This is a genomic window from Pseudoalteromonas sp. BSi20480 (genome assembly GCF_000241365.1).
Lineage (GTDB): Bacteria > Pseudomonadota > Gammaproteobacteria > Enterobacterales > Alteromonadaceae > Pseudoalteromonas > Pseudoalteromonas marina.
Genome location: NZ_BADX01000137.1, coordinates 1 through 20,850, shown reverse-complemented (window position 1 = coordinate 20,850; position 20,850 = coordinate 1). Strand labels below are relative to the sequence as shown.

16 protein-coding genes are annotated in these 20,850 nt (G+C 41.2%); 4 read left to right on the top strand and 12 right to left on the bottom strand.

The window, feature by feature from the left end; translation table 11 throughout:
* Positions 1-11: 11 nt before the first annotated feature.
* The 4 genes from P20480_RS05505 to P20480_RS05520 all read right to left on the bottom strand — a co-directional run bounded on the left by P20480_RS05505 (position 12) and on the right by P20480_RS05520 (position 6,187).
* On the bottom strand, positions 12-1,538 hold the full coding sequence (locus tag P20480_RS05505; RefSeq protein WP_083830916.1) for an FAD-dependent oxidoreductase: 1,527 nt from the start codon (positions 1,536-1,538) through the stop codon (positions 12-14).
* A 227-nt stretch (positions 1,539-1,765) separates the two neighbouring features.
* Complete coding sequence (locus P20480_RS05510) at positions 1,766-2,959, bottom strand: alginate export family protein (RefSeq protein WP_008131261.1); 1,194 nt, start codon at positions 2,957-2,959, stop codon at positions 1,766-1,768.
* A gap of 9 nt (positions 2,960-2,968) precedes the next feature.
* Positions 2,969-4,708 carry a bifunctional protein-serine/threonine kinase/phosphatase gene (locus P20480_RS05515; protein ID WP_008131259.1) on the bottom strand — a complete coding sequence of 580 codons (1,740 nt, stop codon included), beginning with the start codon at positions 4,706-4,708 and terminating at the stop codon, positions 2,969-2,971.
* Positions 4,709-4,717: 9 nt separating this feature from the next.
* Positions 4,718-6,187: a NarK family nitrate/nitrite MFS transporter gene (locus tag P20480_RS05520; protein WP_008131258.1), complete on the bottom strand. Its 1,470-nt coding sequence runs from the start codon at positions 6,185-6,187 to the stop codon at positions 4,718-4,720.
* Positions 6,188-6,475: 288 nt separating this feature from the next.
* On the opposite strand from P20480_RS05520, the gene P20480_RS05525 reads away from it, so the two are divergent.
* A complete protein-coding gene (locus P20480_RS05525) occupies positions 6,476-7,231 on the top strand; it encodes a HesA/MoeB/ThiF family protein (protein WP_008131256.1) in 756 nt (251 codons plus the stop codon).
* Positions 7,232-7,244: 13 nt separating this feature from the next.
* On the opposite strand, the gene P20480_RS05530 is transcribed toward P20480_RS05525, so the two are convergent.
* Genes P20480_RS05530 through modA form a run of 3 tightly spaced genes read right to left on the bottom strand, consistent with a single transcriptional unit; the run spans position 7,245 to position 9,691 of the window.
* Entirely contained in the window at positions 7,245-8,273 is a 1,029-nt protein-coding gene (locus P20480_RS05530) for an ATP-binding cassette domain-containing protein (RefSeq protein WP_008131254.1), read from the bottom strand.
* A 1-nt stretch (position 8,274) separates the two neighbouring features.
* A complete protein-coding gene (gene modB, locus P20480_RS05535; protein ID WP_008131252.1) occupies positions 8,275-8,952 on the bottom strand; it encodes a molybdate ABC transporter permease subunit in 678 nt (225 codons plus the stop codon).
* On the bottom strand, positions 8,939-9,691 hold the full coding sequence (modA, locus tag P20480_RS05540; RefSeq protein ID WP_008131251.1) for a molybdate ABC transporter substrate-binding protein: 753 nt from the start codon (positions 9,689-9,691) through the stop codon (positions 8,939-8,941). The genes modB and modA overlap by 14 nt, the downstream gene beginning before the upstream one ends.
* 42 nt (positions 9,692-9,733) lie before the next feature.
* Here modA and moeA point away from each other — a divergent pair, with 42 nt between their 5' ends.
* Positions 9,734-10,951: a molybdopterin molybdotransferase MoeA gene (moeA, locus tag P20480_RS05545; protein WP_008131248.1), complete on the top strand. Its 1,218-nt coding sequence runs from the start codon at positions 9,734-9,736 to the stop codon at positions 10,949-10,951.
* Between the two features lie 101 nt (positions 10,952-11,052).
* On the opposite strand, the gene prpF is transcribed toward moeA, so the two are convergent.
* The 5 genes from prpF to P20480_RS05570 all read right to left on the bottom strand — a co-directional run bounded on the left by prpF (position 11,053) and on the right by P20480_RS05570 (position 17,789).
* Positions 11,053-12,222, bottom strand: a complete 1,170-nt coding sequence (gene prpF, locus P20480_RS05550; RefSeq protein ID WP_008131246.1) for a 2-methylaconitate cis-trans isomerase PrpF — start codon at positions 12,220-12,222, stop codon at positions 11,053-11,055.
* A gap of 15 nt (positions 12,223-12,237) precedes the next feature.
* On the bottom strand, positions 12,238-14,844 hold the full coding sequence (acnD, locus tag P20480_RS05555; protein WP_008131244.1) for a Fe/S-dependent 2-methylisocitrate dehydratase AcnD: 2,607 nt from the start codon (positions 14,842-14,844) through the stop codon (positions 12,238-12,240).
* A gap of 76 nt (positions 14,845-14,920) precedes the next feature.
* Entirely contained in the window at positions 14,921-16,048 is a 1,128-nt protein-coding gene (gene prpC, locus P20480_RS05560) for a bifunctional 2-methylcitrate synthase/citrate synthase (RefSeq protein WP_006794389.1), read from the bottom strand.
* Positions 16,049-16,094: 46 nt separating this feature from the next.
* Positions 16,095-16,973, bottom strand: a complete 879-nt coding sequence (prpB, locus tag P20480_RS05565; protein ID WP_006794390.1) for a methylisocitrate lyase — start codon at positions 16,971-16,973, stop codon at positions 16,095-16,097.
* Positions 16,974-17,102: 129 nt separating this feature from the next.
* Positions 17,103-17,789, bottom strand: a complete 687-nt coding sequence (locus P20480_RS05570) for a GntR family transcriptional regulator (protein WP_010556308.1) — start codon at positions 17,787-17,789, stop codon at positions 17,103-17,105.
* Between the two features lie 265 nt (positions 17,790-18,054).
* Here P20480_RS05570 and rsmF point away from each other — a divergent pair, with 265 nt between their 5' ends.
* Both rsmF and P20480_RS18475 read left to right on the top strand, forming a co-directional pair.
* Positions 18,055-19,494, top strand: a complete 1,440-nt coding sequence (gene rsmF, locus P20480_RS05575; RefSeq protein WP_008131238.1) for a 16S rRNA (cytosine(1407)-C(5))-methyltransferase RsmF — start codon at positions 18,055-18,057, stop codon at positions 19,492-19,494.
* Between the two features lie 994 nt (positions 19,495-20,488).
* Positions 20,489-20,850, top strand: a 362-nt coding sequence (locus P20480_RS18475; RefSeq protein WP_033025683.1) for an acyltransferase family protein, incomplete at its 3' end; no start/stop codon positions are given.

Below are 20,850 nucleotides of genomic sequence, written 5' to 3'. Positions count from 1 at the left end.
TATTGTGAGTGTTAAGCGCTCTGTGATACAGGTTCATCTACTGGGGTTAGCGTGGCTATTTTATTATTAAGTGCACTGCTAATAACGCTTTGCACTAGTTTTTCACAGCCTCCACACCCCGTACTTGCTTTAGTAGCTTGCTGCACTTTATTTAAATCGCTACAACCTTGTATAACCGCTTGTTCGATAGTGTGTTTTGTCACTTTATGGCACGCACAAATAATGGCATCACTTGGTAAATCATCAGCGCTTAGCTCGCCCGCGTCACCTGCAAGCGGCATTATTAAAGACTCTGCGGGCACACTAAGGTCTATACTATTTAAGTGATACTGCAATAAATTATCGTAATCACTGGTATCGCCAACCAGTACAGCACCTATGAGTTTATTGCCTTGCTCATTAGTGACTACTTTTTTGTAAATACCGTTTGGCTGATCTTCAAAGTAATAGCTAATTGCGCCTTCACTGCGTGCATGGGCATCACCAATTGAGCCCACTTCAACACCCATTAATTTAAGCTTAGTGCTCATATCGGCGCCGCTAAATTCATCAGTTTTGTTTGAATAGTTGCTTAAAGGTGTGTTTGAAGCTGTACTTGAAGAGAGATGTTTTAAAACATGCCCCGCCGCTACTTTTGCCATCGCGTAGCCCGGTGCTACAAGACCAAAAATAAAGTTATTCCAAAGCGCGCATTCACCTATAGCGTATATATTTTTATCAGTCGTTTGGCAATGGTTGTTTATTACGATGCCGCCGCGCTCACCTATTTCTAAATTAAACTCGCGAGCTAGGTTATCGTATGGGCGAATACCGGCCGAAAATACTATCATGTCGGTTTCTAGGGTTTGACCACCCTTAAAGCACATTTTATAACGGCTGTTTTCACCTTCTATAATTTGCTCTGTCGCCACTGAGGTATGCACTTTAACGCCAAGTTCAGTAATTTTATTTTTAAGTAATCGCCCACCAGCCCCATCTATTTGTACGCCCATAAGTTGTGGTGCAAATTCTATTACATGGGTTTGCAAGCCAAGCTGCTTTAATGCGTTGGCTGCTTCAAGCCCTAGTAAACCACCACCAATAACAACGCCTACTTTACTATCTTGTGCTGATTTTTTTATAGCGTGTAAATCGTTAATGGTTCTGTAAACGAGGCAATGCTCACGATCTTTACCTGGAATGGGTGGCACAAATGCAAACGAACCCGTTGCCAGTATTAGCTTGTCGTATTCAAATAACTCGCCTTTTGCAGTAGTAACCGTTTTTGCATCTCGGTTTATATCAACCACTTTAGAATGAGTATGGAAACACACTTGCCAATCTTGATAGGTTTTACTGCAGGTAAGTGCTAAATCGTCTTCGGTTTTGCCGTTAAAAAATGACGAGAGCTGAACGCGGTCATAAGCGAGGCGGTCTTCACCACTGAGCACGGTAATATCAACATTTTTGTTATCACCTTGCTGCGATACTAGCTGCTGTACAAAATGATGCCCAACCATCCCGTTTCCTACGACGACAACACGCTGCTTGCTTGGCATTAAAATCACCTGTTTTGTTCAAAGTACTCAATGCATAAATGAGTACTTCAAACGTATAATTTGTTATGTAGTTGTTATAGCAATATGCAAGCCAGATATATAATCAATATATTACAGTGACTTAACCAAATTGGTGCAGTAAAAAAGAAGTGGAAGCACCACAAGCTGGCGCTATTGCACCAACTTGTAACGCTTCAAATTAAATAACCAGAGTTCTGGTTAAATACTTAAAATTTAGCGCTCACCCACACCCATAGTTTTTGGGTATCAACTTTGCCTGCAGCGCTATCGCCTGCTGAATAATCGGCATATTTAGCGCCTACGGCATAGGTTTTATTAATAGGCTTAACGTATTGCACATTAAGCTCTGAGCCTAAATCATCAACACCGTTTGCATTATCGTTTGCATCAAAGCTGTGATAAGCCACTAACCATTTACCGTCAAAGGCTTTACCATTTAAGCTTACATAAGTGTCATCAAGCCCTTGTGCAGGCGTTGCTAAAAACGTATCAGCCCAACCATTAAATTTATGCATTGTGGCAAGTGGCGTAGCAAAGCCATAATCGCCATTATCAGAGCCCAGTGACTCAATACCGGCTTTTAGTGTCACGTTTTTAATACCTAAACCGGCTAAATCAACGCCGCCTTCAAATGCATAATAATCAGCATCAAAATCACTCATGCTCGTTGATGCAGATTGCGTGGCATACTCTGCTTTATAGTAAACCTTAGTATTGCTGAGCGTTTTATTACCATTAAAAGAAACACCATAGGTATCTAAGCTGTCATCATCTACTGCGTCGTTACTTAATAAGTAACTGTATAAAACCACTTTACCCAAGCTTGTTTTAAAACTTGCATTGATAAGGTGATCGGATGAATCAATATCTTTGCTTTCGGCAAATATACGGTTGCGCTTGCTTATGTAGCTATAGTGCAAATTAATATCATTAAACGTGTAATTGACTGTTGCTGCATCAAAAGTTTGCCTGTCTTGTCTAAAGCCAACGTGGCCCACAAATCGTTGTCCATCAAGCGCTATTACTTGCCTACCCACTTTAAATGATAACGAATCTTTCGCGTATTTTATAAAACCTTGATCTACTTCTGTGGTTTCTGGGTCGGCTATTACTGAGTAATTAGTATTTTTACCCAGTGTATTGTTGTAATCGTCTACACCTAACAGGCTTCTGCTGTCTTCAACTTCAATAAGTGCAGAAAAACCATTCACTTCATCTGTTTTATGAGTAAGGCGTGTACGCAGCGTTAAGCTACTTGCATCTTTTAACGCGTTATCTTGCTCTGCGCTTTCAAAACGCAGTCTAAAGTTAAGATCGGTTTGCGCTGCAACACTAATTGAAGGCGCAGTTAAGCTACCCAGTATAAAAATAATAGGTAAGTTTTTTTTATGATTTAACATGTTTATCTCTTAGTTTTTAATTATGAGTACACACACCAAGGCTATAAATAAACACAACGAAATACTTTTCCAGACTAAAACCGGATCGCGTTTCATTATTGAGTCTTTCGGGGCGGTACTTTTTAAATGTGGATTAGGTTTATTGATATCGCTTATAAATTCAGAAAATGCGTGGTATCTGAATTCAGGTTTGGGAGCCAATGCTTTCATTAAAGCCTGATCTAACCAAAACGGGATATCTGCTCTGTGTTTACGAATACTAGTGTATTGCCAGTGACTATAATCTTTTGGTACATGATTATGCGCGAGTGGCTGATACGGCAATTTTGAACATAATAATTCGTACGCAACAACGCCTAGCGAAAATAAATCACTCTTAAAATCGGCGTGCATAGTGATAAGCGTCTCTGGTGCGGTGTAATCTACCGTACCTTGCGGGCAATCATCTGCAATTTGCTTTACCGACTCATCCATAGCCGCAACACTTACCGTGCCGTAATCGATTAATGTTACTTTGCCGTGAGCGTCTATCATCACGTTATCGAGTTTTAAATCGCGATGCACCATATCCAAACGCTGAAATGCTCTGAGTGCTTGTACTATTTGTTCAATAATACTACGCACTTGGGTAATTTCTGGATGCGGCACATCATGCTTCCAATCACTCAATGTTTGCCCGTCCATGTATTCGCAAATATGATATAAAAATCGGCTTTGCGATTGCGTATTTAAAACCTTCATTACATTGGGATGATTAATACGCTGCCCTACCCAGCCTTCTCTTATAAAGCCTTGTAGGTAGTGCACATCGTCTTCAAAATTTACCGAAGGCGCTTTTAATACAACCGGCGGCGTATCGGGTGTTTGTTGCACTAAATAAATATGCGAGCGGCTACTAGCGTGTAATTCACGGATAACAGTAAAGTCATCAATTTTTTGGCCAACTTTTAACGGTGGCGGAATTTTTCGCCTAGTTAAAGAGTGATATAACTCGTCTAAATTTTGTTTTGCAATACTATTAACTTTTACAAGTAAGCAGCTTACGTTGTCGTCACTGCCTCTTGCTATGGCAAGCTCTGTGACTGCTTTTGCTGCGTGCTCTAAATTAGTATGCTCATCAATTAGCTTTTGTATATCACTGTATGGCAACACATCGTGTACACCATCGCAGGTAAGTATATAAATATCATCAGCTTTAAGTTCAACTTCGTATACATCAATTTCTTGATGAAGCTGCGCGCCTAAAGCTCGCGTTAGAGTATCGTTTACTTTATGGTCGCGTGTTATCGCCTCCATACTTTTTGCACGTAACCGCGTAATTCGGGTATCACCTAAATGAAAAATATAACCCGTGGCCGATTTTAAAATAAGCGCTGTAAACGTGGTCATCCAATCTGCTTGGCGCTGGCCAAGGTGATTGTAGTTAACCGATTGCGAATAAAGCCACTGATTTAAACTGGCCAATACCTTAGATACCGACTTTTTAACGGCCCAACTTGGTGGTGTATTTAAATACTCATTTATAAAGTGCGTTACCGATAACTGCGACGCTTGTTTAGCATTTCTTGCTGATGAACACCCATCGGCCAAGCAGGCAATAACCCCTTTTGACTCTTTTTCTTGCGCTTGAGTATTAAGAGCAGCAAACGCATCTTGGTTTTCGGTTTTTATACCTTTGCTACTGTGCCCACCAAACTCAACGTTAAGTTCGTTTGTAAGTGCGCTGGCTTTTTGGGTTTCATCAAACATATGTATGCCTTAAGTCACAGAAATAAGTTCAACGGTGCCATCTTCGTTTACTTCTGTGATGTGGCCATCGGGTTCTTTCATGAAAAGTAATGCACCTAAGCCTAATAATGCACTTGCCGCAATAATCATAAAGAATGTTTGGTAATCAACTAATGAGAGCGCCGTTAAATACACGACAGCTCCTACATTGCCGTAGGCGCCCGTCATACCTGCAATTTGACCCGTTAAACGGCGTTTAATAAGTGGCACAGCGGCAAATACAGCGCCTTCCCCCGCTTGCACAAAAAACGAACACGCCATGGCAGCAGCAACTGCAAGCCAAAGCGGCCAACTAGCGTCAACTAAGCCCATAACAAAATAACCTACAGCTAAGCCTGTGGTAAGTACAATAAGTGTTTTACGACGACCCATTCTATCTGAGATCCAACCACCACCCGGGCGAGAAGCTAAATTCATGAACGCATACGCTGATGCAAGTAAGCCTGCGTATACCATATCAAGGCCAAACACCTCACTAAAAAATAATGGCAACATAGATACAACGGCAAGCTCTGAGCCAAACGTTGTAAAATAAAGAATATTTAAAACGGCAACTTGTTTAAATTCGTAACGGTGTGATTCAGGAACAGGTTGCTTAAAAATATGGCCGTTTATGTCGTACGTTTTATAAACTTCGTAAAGATAAAGCAGCACCAAAAATACATATGTACCAATAACAAAATTTTCAGAAAGTAAATTTGCACCAGTAGGAGAAAGCTTCCAAGTAAGTAGTGCTAAAGCACCGTACATAGGTAGCTTCATTATAAGAAGTAGTACAAAGTCGCCTTTGCTGGTTACTTCCATTGCTCCTACTTTTTTTGGTTTAAAGTAAGTGCCACCTTTTGGCGTGTCAGTTACGCTGATGTACCAAATAACACCAAAAATGACACTTAATACACCGGTTAGGCCTATCGCATAACGCCAGCCATCGTCACCGCCAAACATAAGCGCTAATACAGGCAATAGCATTGCAGCAGCTGCCGAGCCAAAGTTACCCCAGCCACCGTAAATACCTTCTGCTGTACCCAACTCGTTTGCCGGGAACCACTCGCTCACCATGCGAATGCCCACAACAAAACCCGCACCAATAAAGCCAAGTGCAAAACGCGCGATAGCGGCTTGCTCAAACGTGGTGGCCATCGCAAACATAAAACATGGGATGCTACATAAAATCAGTAATGATGCATAAACGATGCGAGGCCCAAATTTATCAGTTAACATGCCCACAACCACGCGAGCAGGAATGGTTAGTGCCACATTTAAAATAAGCAGCGTTTTTACTTGTGCCATAGTAATACCTAGCGAACCCGCTATAGCGCCTAATAATGGCGCATGGTTAAACCAGACAAAAAATGAGATAAAAAACACCATCCAGCTTAAATGCAATATTTTCATTTTTCCGCTAAACGATATGAGATTAAACCCAGTACTCGGTTGCATGTTATTTTTCCTTAGTTACGTTTGTAGTTATTTATAGCAGTTACTACTTTGTTATTAATTAAACCGCTGCATTTGTTAATTTCACGTTAACCATGCTGAGCAATTAGTGAGCCAATAATTTATTTATTTAAAAATCATTAACTTATGTTTTTTCTAATTCGTTATAATTTTCATTTGCACTGTTAAGGTAATCAAAGTGAGCACTAACAGTGCAATTACTTTTAACCGCGTTCTTGCCCACATATTCTAAAAATTGCTATTGTGTATAAAAATAATGAGAAGCCGCTAATGACTAAACCAGCCCTGACTTACCAACAACAACTACGTTACTCGCGCCACATAATGCTTCCTAAATTAGATATAGAGGGACAAGAAAAAATATGGCAATCTCATGCGCTTATAGTCGGTTTAGGTGGCTTAGGCTGCCCGGTTGCTCAGTATTTAGCTGCCTCTGGTGTGGGTACGTTAACGCTTGTAGATAACGACGTGGTTGATGCTACTAACTTGCAAAGGCAGGTGCTTTATAAACAAACGGATGTAGGGTGCTTAAAAACTCACGCCGCCAAAGCGCAGTTAACTAGCTTAAATGATGAAATAGATATACATACAATCGATGTATTTTTAGATGAAAAGTCAAAGCTTGACGAGCTATTAAAAAATATTGATATAGTCATTGATTGCTCTGATAACTTAACTACACGTAATGTATTAAACACAGCCTGTTATAAAACAAAAACCCCACTAGTATCGGGCGCTGCAATTAGAATGGAAGGCCAAGTTGCCTGTTTTACAATGCAAGAAAATAGCCACTGTTATGAGTGTTTATCGCAGTTTATGTCTGATCAAACACAAAGCTGCTCAGAATCAGGCGTGCTATCGCCCATTGTAGGATTAATTGGCAGTATTCAGGCCACTGAAGCGTTAAAAATGCTTGCTGGATTACCAAGCGGGTTGAGCGAACATTTACTGCTGGTTGATGGTTTAAGTATGGAGTTTAGTCGCTTTAAAATCACAAAAAACAGTCATTGTGCTACGTGCAGCTAAAACCCACTTTACATTACTCTAGATTATGAATAGTCGCATAAAGTGTATCGCCTACTTTATAGTTTTTTTGATCCCATACTCTTGGTGAAAGTAAGCAATACAAGCTTTGCCCGTCTACATCTAGCGTAAGTTGCCATGTTTTATCTATAAGTTCTGCACTGTGCAGCGTAGATATTAAAACATTGCTGTTATTTGTGTTTAATGGCATTTCTGCACTTACCGATATTTGCTCACACTCTAATATAAGTTTATTTCCTTGCTCTACAGCGCTGGGTAATGCAAACAGCTGCTGCTCGCTTTTGTGGAGTTTAAGCAAATACACACCGTATTTTTCATCAAATGTAATGATTTTAAAGTTAATTAAGCTCAGCGGTGCTTGTTTATTATTAGCGTAAATAGCTTTAGCCACCTGCGCACTCGGGCCATGGTTAATTACTTTACCCTTATTAAGCTGCACCAGGGTATCGCAACAAAATAATAGTTCTTTTAACGAGTGGCTCACTATAATAAATTTAATAGTAAACGTTGCCGCCAATTCACTTAATGTTGAGAGTGTTTTAAAGCGCAGCGGCCAATCAAGTGCGCTAAATGGCTCATCTAAAATAATTAATTTTTGACCTGCCAACAACGTCCGTGCAAACACCACCCGTTGGCGCTCCCCGCCAGACAAGCTTTGAACGTTGCGTTTAAGTAAGGGGTGTAACTCAAGAGCATCAATAACTTTTTGTTCAGTTAAGTCAGTTTGCCTATTAAAACAATGCTTTTGTGTAAACGCTAAATTACCTGCTACATCCAAATGCGGAAATAATGGGCAAGATTGAACTTGCAACGTAACACCGCGTTGTTCAGTTGGTAAATGATGTACCGATTTATCATTTATATAAACACTCTGCTCACCTTCAAGGCCACTGATACAACGTAGCAAGGTGGACTTACCCGAGCCCGATGGGCCAAAAATTCCCGCAATAGTAAAAGATTCAAGGTGAAGGTTTATGTCTAAATCAAAGCTATTTAGCGATTTATAAAGGGCTAACTTAATCATATTATTGCTTAACCCCCACTATGCTTTTATTAAATTTAAATAACAGCACTAAACACGCAAATGAAATAGCGAGTAAAATAAGCGAAAGCTGATGCGCCGCTGCATAGTTTAACGACTCTACATGGTCGTACAAAGCAATAGAAACAACCTGTGTTTCTCCTTGTATATTGCCACCAATCATCAGCACTAAGCCAAACTCCCCGAGCGTATGCGCAAACCCCAGTGCAAATGCACTACCAATACTAGGTTTTAACAACGGCAATATTAAGTAAAAAAAACGCTTAAAGTGACTCAAACCCAAGGCAATTGCAGCCTCGTTATAGGTGTGGTTAATCTGCTTAAACCCTGCCACTAAGGGTTGCATTACAAACGGCAAAGAATAAAAAAGCGAACCAATAACAACACCCTGAAAACTAAACGCAAGCTGGGTGCCTGTTAGCCAAAACCAAAATTGCCCAAAAGCATGTGTGGGTGAAAATAAAACAAGTAAATAAAAACCAAGTAAGGTCGGTGGCAATACTAAAGGCATTGCAATAAGCGCTTCTAAAAACGGTTTAAATTTACCTTTGTACCCCGCTAGTTTATATGCAACAGGAATACAAAAAGCCAGTAGTAATATAGCGGTTATAAAGGCTAGTTTAATTGTTAACCACAGTGCAGTTAAATCACTTTGAAGCATTGCTGTCCTTCGTTCTATATCCTAATTCGACAAGCTTAAGTTGAGTGTCACTGGTCATTAAAAAGTCCATAAGCTTTTGAGCGCTTGCCAGTTTTTTACTCGATTTAATAATAACCCCCTGTTGAATAATTTCGGGATACTCGCTAGGTGGTATTAACCTGTACGACAAATACTGTGGGTCCTGACTATTATTAAACGCCATTTTTAATGTAGAGACAGCCACGACCCCTACAGATGCATTCCCACTTTGAACAAACTGAAAAGCTTGCGTAATATTATTACCATACACATAATTTATTGGCTTTTTAAAATTGGCATTCGCGTAAAACTCAGACGCCTGCCCATAAGGTGAAAAACGCGGATTAGCTATCGCCACTTTATTATTTACTTTATTAGCATTGGGCTGCCACACAGCAAGTTCACCAAGTGCATAGGTAATTAAGCTACTGTGACTAGCAAACCCTTCTTTTATTAAAGCTTGCGGGCGTACATTATCAGCCGATAAAAACACATCAAACGGCGCTCCATGTACAATTTGAGAATATAAAACACCGCTAGAAGCCGCTGATATTTTTACTTGTATACCCGGTATTGGGGAGTCTTGCAGTAAAGTTTGTAACACGGTTTTAAAATTACTTGCCACCGCAACATGTATTGTTTCTTTTGCGTTTAACGAGCTTGAAAACACGCAAATACCAAACAAAAAATAACCCAGCCATGTATTGTAAAGCTTTGACATTGTAAGTATTGTTTTAAAAAATGAATTAAGTAAGCAATATATATGAACGATGTTTGCAATGCACCCGGTTTATTACCAATAGAAACCGCAATCAGTAATATGTTAGATGCAATTAGCTTTAATAAGCATCCCGAAACAATACCTGTAATGAGTAGTGTTGGCCGAATTTTGGCTACTGATGTTCAATCAACAATTAATGTGCCCGCACATGACAACTCTGCGATGGACGGCTATGCATTGTGTATTAGCGACGGCCTAACCACCTACACGCAAATAGGCAGTGTATTTGCGGGTCAAACCTTCGACAAAACGCTAACGCCCGGTCAATGCGTAAGAATCATGACCGGTGCAGCACTTCCGCCAGGTGCTAACGCGGTTGTTATGCAAGAAAACGCCACTGTAAATAACGATGAAATTACGTTTACAGGCACTATTGAGCACAATAACAATGTCCGTTTTGCAGGTGAAGATATTGCAAAAAACAGTGTGGTATTAAAAGCAGGCAGAAAACTTAAAGGCGTAGACGTTGGATTATTAGCCTCTATTGGTATTAACGAAGTAAACGTTTACCAAACACTCAAAGTAGCCGTGTTCTCAACTGGAGACGAACTAATAGAGCCGGGTAATGCACTTCCTGCAGGCACTATTTATGAAAGTAATCGTGCTGTAATTATTAGCGAGCTTAATAATCCAAATATAGAGGTGATTGATTTTGGTATTATTCCCGATGACAAAACACTTATTCAAAATACCTTTTTAAAAGCGGACGAGCAAGCCGATGCCGTTATTAGCTCTGGTGGTGTATCGGTTGGTGAAGCCGACTTCACAAAAGAAGTACTAAACGACATTGGCGATATACACTTCTGGAAAATAGCCATGAAACCAGGCAAACCATTTGCCTTTGGTAAATTGCCTAACAGCTACTTTTTTGGTTTACCTGGTAATCCAGTTTCTGCAGCCGTTACGCTTGAGCGACTTGTAAAACCAGCATTGACTAAACTATCTGGCAATGAGTCTAAACCCACACTTCGTTTAAAAGCAGTCACAACTCAACAAATTAAAAAGCGCCCAGGCCGAACAGACTTTCAACGTGGTATTGCCAGTAACGACGAAAACAATAACCTTGTTGTCGCACCTGTTGAAAAACAAGGCTCAGGCGTACTGTCGTCTCTTAGTAAAGCTAACTGTTTAATTGTAGTCCTTGCACAAAGCGGAAACATTGCACAAGGCGAAACTGTTGAAATAGAACTACTGAAATAGTAAAAAGCTAGGCTATTAATAGCCTAGCTTTAACAAAAACTAATTTAAGATAGAGCCTTTTATATCCTTTAAAATACCAAGTAGCCCATGGTGGTAATTATCTAGCTTTGAGGAACTCTCACAACCCCTTCCATCAATACTCTGGCGCTTCGGCTCATACTCGCTTTAGTAACTTGCCAGTCTCCATTAATCTTTTTAGCTTCAGCGCCTACTTTTAACGTGCCCGAGGGGTGACCAAAATTCACTTCACTCAATGCGCCACCACCAGCAGCCATATTTACTAACGTACCGTCAATTGCTGCTGCGGTGCCAATTGCAACGGCGGCTGTTCCCATCATGGCATGATGTAATTTACCCATCGACATAGCACGTACTAATAAATTAATACTGCCAGCAACAATGTGTTTACCGCTTGATGCGTTATACGCCACAGGCTTAGCAACAAACGCAACTTTAGGTGTATGCTGGCGCGCTTGTGCTTCATTTATATTAGTAATTAAGCCCATTTTAACAGCGCCATAAGCACGTATTGTTTCAAGCTTTTCAAGCGCAGCGTCATCGTTATTAATGTCGTCTTGCAGCTCAGTGCCGGTATAACCAATATCTTCAGCATTAATAAAAATAGTTGGAATACCCGCATTAATCATCGTCGCCTTTAACGTACCAACATCTGGCACCTCTAAATCGTCAACAACATTACCCGTTGGAAATAAAGCCCCATCCCCATCAGCAGGGTCTACAAACTCAAGCTTTACTTCTGCTGCAGGAAACGTCACGCCGTCAAGCTCAAAGTCACCGGTTTCTTGCACTTCGCCATTAGTCATAGGTACATGCACTAAAATGCTTTTTTTAATATTAGCCTGCCAAACACGCACAATAGCTATGCCATTATCGGGCACACGGTTTTTATCAACTAAGCCATTACTAATTGCAAAAGCCCCCACGGCAGAGGTTAAATTACCGCAGTTACCGCTCCAATCAACAAACGCTTTATCAATAGCTACTTGCCCAAACAAATAATCTACATCGTGATTTGTTTGCTCACTTTTACTTAAAATAACCGTTTTGCTGGTGCTTGATGTTGCACCGCCCATGCCGTCGGTTTGTTTACCATATGGATCGGGGCTACCAATAACACGAAGTAATAAATTATCGCGCGCCTCACCTGCCACTTGGGCAGGCTTTGGCAAATCGGTTAAATTAAAAAACACACCTTTACTCGTGCCGCCACGCATGTAAGTCGCGGGCACTTTTATTTGTGGTTTAAACATATTTTTAAATCCTTATTACGCGTTTGTCGCTTCTAAAAAGTCTTGAGCAAAACGCTGTAATACACCACCAGCAGCATAAATAGAAAGCTCTTCTTGCGTATCTAATCGGCATTTCATTGCTGCAGTTAGCACTTCACCATTTTTACGGGTGATCACAAGCTCTAAAGTGGCGCCCGGTGCTGGTGCGCCTTTTACATCGTAGCTTTCACTACCATCAAGATTTAGTGTTTTACGTGTCGTGCCTGGTGCAAACTCAAGTGGTAAAACGCCCATACCAATTAAATTAGTACGATGAATACGCTCAAAGCCTTCAGCAGCTATAACTTCAACACCGGCAAGCCTTACCCCTTTTGCCGCCCAATCGCGCGACGATCCTTGCCCGTAATCAGCACCGGCCACAATAATAAGTGGTTGTTTACGTTGCATGTAGGTTTCGATTGCTTCCCACATGCGCGTGTTTTCACCCTCGGGCTCTAAACGTGCGTAAGACCCTTGCTTAACGTCACCGTTTTCATCAAGTACCATTTCGTTAAGTAATTTAGGGTTTGCAAACGTGGCACGCTGGGCCGTTAAATGGTCGCCGCGGTGCGTTGCATACGAGTTAAAGTCTTCTTCTGGCACATTCATTTTAGTGAGGTATTCGCCCGCAGCACTGCTTGCCATAATTGCGTTAGAAGGTGATAAATGATCCGTTGTAATATTGTCGCCCAATACCGCTAATGCACGCATACCACTCATGGTACGCTCACCAGCAAGTGCTCCTTCCCAATAAGGCGGGCGGCGAATATAGGTACTTTGCGCTCGCCAATCGTAAAGTGGGTCGTTGTCTTCACCGTAATCTACGGTTAAGTCAAACATAGGCTCGTACACTTTTTTAAATTGCTCAGGCTTAACGCTTTGCTGAATTACCGCATCTATTTCTTCATCGGTTGGCCATAAATCTTTAAGCGTTACATCATTACCTTGTTGATCTTGTCCTAAAATATCTTTTTCAATATCAAAACGAATCGTACCCGCAATAGCATAAGCTACAACCAAAGGCGGTGATGCCAAAAAGGCTTGTTTTGCATAAGGGTGAATACGCCCGTCAAAGTTACGATTACCCGAAAGCACAGCCGTTGTGTATAAATCGCGATCTATTACTTCTTTTTGAATCACAGGGTCAAGCGCCCCACTCATACCGTTACAGGTAGTGCACGCAAAGCCAACAATACCAAAACCAAGCTGCTCAAGCTCTGGCAATAGGTTTGCGTCTTCAAGGTACGATTGCACGGCTTTTGAGCCCGGCGCTAACGACGTTTTAACCCAAGGTTTGCGCATTAACCCTTTTGCATTGGCATTACGCGCTAACAAACCTGCAGCTATTACATTGCGCGGGTTGCTGGTATTAGTACAACTGGTAATTGCCGCAATAATACACGCACCGTCTGGCATTAAGCCTTCTTCGTTTTCAATAACGCCCGAAATACCTTCTTTCGCTAAATCGCTGGTTGAAACACGACGATGTGGATTAGAAGGCCCCGCAATATTGCGGCCAACACTTGATAAATCAAAAGTCAAAACACGCTCGTATTTTGCGGTTTTTAAGCTATCGCTCCAAAGGCCAACCGTTTTAGCGTAGTTTTCTACAAGGGCTATTTGCTCTTCATCGCGCCCTGTTAAACGTAAATAGTCTATTGTTTTATCGTCGATATAAAACATCGCCGCAGTCGCACCAAATTCTGGCGTCATGTTCGAAATAGTTGCTCTGTCGCCAAGCGTTAAAGCATCGGCGCCTTCGCCGTAAAATTCTAAATAGGTCGATACAACACGCTGCTCGCGTAAAAACTCAGTAATCGCCAACACAATATCGGTAGCGGTAATACCAGGCTGGCGAGTACCCGTAAGCTCTACGCCTACAATATCGGGTAAACGAATGTACGACGCGCGGCCAAGCATAACGCTTTCAGCTTCAAGCCCGCCTACACCCACTGCAATAACACCTAATGCATCAACATGCGGGGTGTGGCTGTCGGTACCTACTAGCGTATCGGGGAATGCAATACCATCGCGGTTTTGAATAACAGGCGACATTTTTTCAAGGTTAATTTGATGCATAATGCCGTTACCAGGCGGGATCACATCAATATTTTTAAACGCGGTTTTAGTCCAGTTTATAAAATGAAAACGGTCATCGTTTCGGCGGTCTTCAATGGCACGGTTTTTTTCAAATGCCTCAGGATCAAACCCTGCATGTTCAACCGCTAACGAATGGTCAACAATTAGCTGCGTTGGTACCACTGGGTTAACTTTAGACGGATCGCCACCTTTAGCCGCAATGGCATCGCGCAAGCCTGCTAAATCAACAAGGGCCGTTTGGCCTAAAATATCGTGGCACACCACACGCGCCGGATACCACGGAAAATCTAAATCTTGTTTACGCTCAATTATTTGGCTAAGTGCATCGGTAAGCATGGCAGGGTCGCAGCGGCGTACTAAGTTTTCTGCAAATACACGAGAGCTGTAAGGGAGAGTAGCATAAGCGCCTGGTTTAATGGCATCAACAGCGGCTTGGGTATCGTAGTAATCTACATTTGAGCCCGCAAGCGGTTTGCGGTACTGAGTGTTATTAATTATGGTCATAATAAAAATTCGCTAATAAGTGACGGGAAATAAAAAGGCAAAAAGGTGAGCTAGGCTCACCTTACATGCTAACTAATTAGCCTCTTGATTCAATTGGCGTATAGCTGCGTGCGTCTGGCCCTGTGTAATCTGCACTTGGGCGAATAATACGGTTATTAGCACGTTGTTCTTTAACATGTGCTGTCCAACCAGTAACGCGGCTCATTACAAATATTGGCGTAAACAGCTTAGTGGGAATATCCATAAAGTGATAAGCCGATGCATGGAAAAAATCAGCATTACAAAATAACTTTTTCTCGCGCCACATTACTTCTTCACAACGAACAGAAACCGGGTAAAGTACATCATCGCCCACCTCTGCTGCTAATTTTTCAGACCACTTTTTAATAATTACATTACGCGGGTCAGACTCACGGTAAATAGCATGGCCAAAGCCCATAATTTTATCTTTACGCTCAAGCATACCCATTACTTCTTGCTCAGCATGTTCTGCGCTAGTAAAGCCTTCAATCATGTCCATTGCAGCTTCGTTTGCACCACCATGTAATGGCCCGCGTAACGTACCAATCGCACCCGTTACACACGAATGAATATCAGACAAGGTAGAAGCACATACGCGCCCTGTAAATGTAGAGGCATTAAATTCGTGCTCTGCGTATAAAATAAGCGACACATTCATTACTTGCGCAAACAACTCGCTTGGTGCTTTGTCGTGTAATAACGTTAAAAAGTGTGCGCCTACTGAATCGTCGTCTGTTTGTGTTTCAATACGAACACCATCGTGTGAAAAGCGGTACCAGTAACAAATAATACTTGGGAACACTGCAACCATGCGGTCAATCGCATCGTTTGCTTGGCTGAAATCAAGTTCCATTTCAAGGTTACCCAACATAGAGCAACCTGTACGCATTACGTCCATTGGGTGCGCGTCTTTAGGAATATTTTCAAGCACGGTTTTAAGTGCATCTGGCAAGCCACGTAAGCTTTTTAGTTTTGCTTTGTACTCAGCCAACTCGCTAGATGTAGGTAACTCACCGCGTGAAAGTAAAAACGACACTTCTTCAAACTGCGCTTTTTCAGCCAGCTCGCTGATGTCGTAACCACAATACGTTAAGCCCGAGCCACTTTGGCCAACTGTACATAATGCCGTTTGGCCTGCTACTTGTCCGCGTAAACCTGCGCCACCTAATGCTTTATCTACCATGATCTTCTCCTATCTTAAATTTGTGTGTTGTCTAATTTAATAATTATTATTTGTCAGATTTTGATGAAAAAAGGTTATCGAGTGTGTTTTCGTATGTGTGGTAATCTAAAAAGTCATAAAGCTCAGCTCGGGTTTGCATGTTTTCAATTTCGCTTTGTTGCGAGCCTTCATTTAAAATAGCCGAGTAAACGTTAAGTGCCGCTTTATTCATCGCTCTAAACGCACTGAGTGGGTAAAGCACCATTTCAACGCCCACATCACTTAGCTGCTCTTTGGTATAAATTGGCGTTTGGCCAAACTCAGTAATGTTAGCCAAAATAGGCACATTTAACGCATTGGCAAATGCTTGGTAATCGGCAAGGTCGTGCACAGCTTCAGCAAAAATAGCATCGGCACCAGCTTCAACACAGGCTGCTGCGCGGTCAATGGCCGCATTTAAGCCTTCTTTTTGAAACGCATCGGTGCGCGCCATAATGTAAAAATCGCTATCGGTTTTGGCATCTACCGCGGCTTTAATACGGTCAACCATTTCGCCCTGGCTTACAATTTCTTTATTTGGGCGATGGCCACAACGCTTTTGCGCCACTTGATCTTCTATATGAAAACCCGCCGCGCCTGCTTTGGTCATTTCTTTAACGGTACGTGCAATATTAAACGCCCCGCCCCAACCGGTATCGGCATCAACAAGTAAAGGTAAATCGCTTGCACCGGTAATACGGCGAATATCTTCAAGTACGTTGTCTAGGCTAGTCATACCTAAATCAGGCATACCGAAAGAAGCGTTAGCAACACCCGCACCCGAAAGGTAAATAGCTTGATGACCCATTTTTTCAGCCATCATCGCTGTGTAGGCATTAATAGTGCCCACTACTTGTAATGGGCGGTTATTAGCAATAGCTTGTTTAAACTTATATCCTGCTGACATGTCATTTCCTCTCTTTGAACGGTGGCTACATGGAGTAACTTATATTTTTAATCTTTCTATATGACGCTTTAACTATTTTGCTTAACTTTTAGCTTTTAGCGGCCAATACCAATCTGTGTGAGTAAACAATTATTCAGATTGGTATAAATCAAATTTGGTTTGAATATTCGCTTGCGACGCACTTATATGGCGCTTCATTAGCATTTCGGCCAGTTCGCCGTCGTGGTTTTCAATCGCGTTAATAATGGCTAAGTGTTCGTCAAACGCTTTTGATACACGCGGCCCCACCATGCCCATTTGCACGCGGTACATGCGTATTAATTGATACAGGTCGTTACAAAGCAAGTGAATCAAATGCGCGTTTTTACTGCCTTTGATAATGCGATAATGAAAATCTAAATCGCCCGCCTCTTGGTAGTACGACTCGCCTTCTTTAACGCGCTGCGTTTGTAAATGTTGATTAAGCAATTGCTTTAAGCCTTTAATTTCATCAGGCTCCATATTGTCGGCAGCTAAGCGGCACGCCAAGCCCTCAAGCGAGCTACGTACTTGGTAAACCTCAATTAAACGCTCAGCTGTTAGCGCTACAACACGGCAACCTACATTGGCTTTGCGCTCAACTAAATAACAGCTTTCAAGGCGGTTTAGCGCCTCACGCAATGTTGCGCGGCTTACGCCGTAACGCTTTGCAAGCTCAGGCTCCGAAATTTTACTACCTTGGGCAATAGTGCCCTCAACAATCTCACGGCGCATATTTACAAATACCTGATCGGATGCTGTGGTAACGGGCGCTTCGTTTGAAAATGAGTCTGTCATAAGTTATTTTTTAGATTGTCGACAATTTGTATCGCCATAATGGGCGCATTAAAAAAACATGTCAACCCTAAAACCCAACATAAAAGCTAAAAAACAGCCTCATTGTCGACACTATTAGTCTAAAGTATGATCAAAATAGTTTATAAATACCTAAAAACCACAAAGTGTCGACAGCGCCAGTTAATTAGGTGGCGCGTTTTTATCACTGAAATTTAGTTATTTAAATGCTAAAATCGCGCTTTATTTTTAATGTACGAGCTAGCGCGTGAACGCCAATACTTTTATTCCTGAGCACTTTATCGACGACGTAAAAACCTACCTGCCTAATCATTTAAAGTTAGATGACTTTATAAATGCGTGTCGTCGCCCACTCAGAAAATCTATCCGCGTTAATACATTAAAAATAACCGTTGAAGACTTTATTAAAAAAGCGGAGCAAAAAAATTGGCAACTTACGCCAATTCCTTGGTGCAGCGAAGGCTTTTGGCTGGAGCGCCCAAGTAATGAAGAACAAAATCTAGCCCTGGGTAATACCGACTTGCATTTAAGCGGCGCCATGTACGTGCAAGAGGCAAGCTCAATGCTGCCGCCTATTGCGCTTAAGCAAAGTATACAAACAAGTAGCACCGTACTTGATATGGCGTCGGCGCCAGGTTCTAAAACATCGCAGCTAGCAGCACTAATGAACAACCAAGGCGTGTTGGTTGCTAATGAGCTTTCGTCGTCGCGTTTAAAAGTATTGAGTGCCACCTTAAAACGTATGGGTGTGGGTAACTGTGCGCTTTCACACTTTGATGGCGTTATATTTGGTAACTACATGTATGAATGTTTCGATAGCATATTGCTAGACGCGCCCTGCTCTGGCGAAGGCACCGTGCGTAAAGACGCAGACGCATTAAAAAATTGGTCAATCGAATCAAACATTCAAATAGCCCAAGTACAAAAAGACTTAATAAAAAGCGCATTTTACGCGTTAAAACCTGGCGGCACGCTTGTTTATTCAACCTGTACGCTCACCCCGCTCGAAAACCAGCAAGTATGCGAATATTTGCTTGCTGAATTTGGCGAGTTTATAACGCCCGAGTCGCTTAGCGATTTATTTCCGGGCGCCGATAAAGCAACAACGGCCGAGGGCTATTTGCATGTATGGCCGCAAACCTACGACAGCGAAGGCTTTTTTATTGCTAAGTTTAAAAAGCATGCAAGTTGTAACAACCCAAACCAAACAGTTAAAAAAGGCGCATTTCCGTTTGTTGAGTTTGATAAAAAACCAACAACTGCATTTATGAGCGAGCTTAAAAAACACTTTGGTTTAACAAACTTACCCGGCACATTAATGCAGCGCGACAAAGAACTGTGGTTATTCCCGCAGGGGTTTGATGCCATTCAAAACAAAATTAAATACGCACGCTTAGGTATTCAAATAGGCATTATTCATAAAAATGGCGTAAGGCTAACCCACGAGTTTGCTACAGTTTTAGGCAGTGCGTGTAAAACCAACACGTATGCGCTAAATAGCGAACAAGCAAACGACTACTTTAATGGTAAAGATGTTCGATTAGCCGAGTCCACAAAAGAGCTAGGCGAAGTGGTATTAACTTTATGCGGCTGCCCAATTGGGCTAGGTAAATGGCAAAAAAATAAGATCAAAAACTCACTACCGCGCGATCTAGTGCAAAATACCCAGTTAATAAACTGGGAGTAAACATACTTAAATCACGTATAAAATGTGTACAACACACTTAAGTGTTTGTATTAATTGCAGTATAAAAAACAACCTAAAAATGTGTAATTTTAAGAGCTTTGGCTATACTTAAAATACTTTCAACTTCTCCCTATGAATTAGAAAGTTTTTAGTTAGCGCAAGGCTCAAAAGAGCCCGTTATAGCCCAGTAGTTTCCCTAAATCACTCTGGGCATTTTTTTGTCTACTTTAATTCACCAGTGAAATGAAATAAAAATTCACAAAGAGGTTAAGAGACGCTGCGCTTTAGAGAAGTGATCTAGTAATAAAGGTAGCAAACCATATTAAGCGTTTTAATGACTTCTCATTTGCTCCTAATTACTTCTCTTTGTGCAAATGAACTTTTAAAAAGAAGCTGCGCTTCTAACGTTAGCAAGCTCAACGTCTACAAAACTAACTTAAACTTTACACCGTAGGCGTGAAGCTTGCTCACGCAAGTTATTAAAAAATAATTAAATATTCACAAAGAGGTTAAGAGACGCTGCGCTATAGAGAAGTGATCTAGTGATCTAGTGATAAAGTAAGGAAATCATAATTTGTGTTTTAATGTCTCCTCATTTACTTCTCTTTGTGCAAATGATCTTTTAAAAAGAAGCTGCGCTTCTAACGTGAGCAAGCTCTACGTCTACAAAGCAAAGTCAATTTCACACCGTAAGCGTGAAGCTTGCTCACTCAAGTTATTAATAATTAATTAAATATTCACAAAATGGTTAATAGGAACTGCGCTTTAGAAAAGTGATCTAATGACAAAATAAAAAGCTTTAGTTGAATTCTTAGTGTTTTCTAATTTACACCTCTTTATGAAATTATTCTGTTTGGATAAATATTTCCTACCTTTACGATATGAAGCTTTTTTACAAATAAATTTAAAAATCAGAAGCCGCTAATAAGACTACATAGTTGTAATAACAATTGATTAATATACAATAAAAGATAAATTGATATGGAGAGTCAAAGTGCATTTCAGAGAAGATATTAACGGCTTAAGAGCCATCGCCGTTATAGCTGTAGTATTATTTCATTTTAACCCTAGTTGGATGCCTGGTGGTTTTGCTGGTGTAGATGTTTTTTTTGTCATCTCTGGTTTTTTAATGACAGGAATAATATTTAAAGGATTAGAACAACAAAACTTCTCAATAATAAAATTCTACATTGCTCGTGCTAACAGAATCATTCCCGCTTTAGCCATTTTGTGTATAGTTTTGTTAATATTTGGCTGGTTTTATCTTTCCCCTGTGGATTATAAATCCCTAGCCAAACATGCTGTAAGTAGCATAGGTTTTATATCAAATAATATTTATTGGTTAGAATCTGGTTA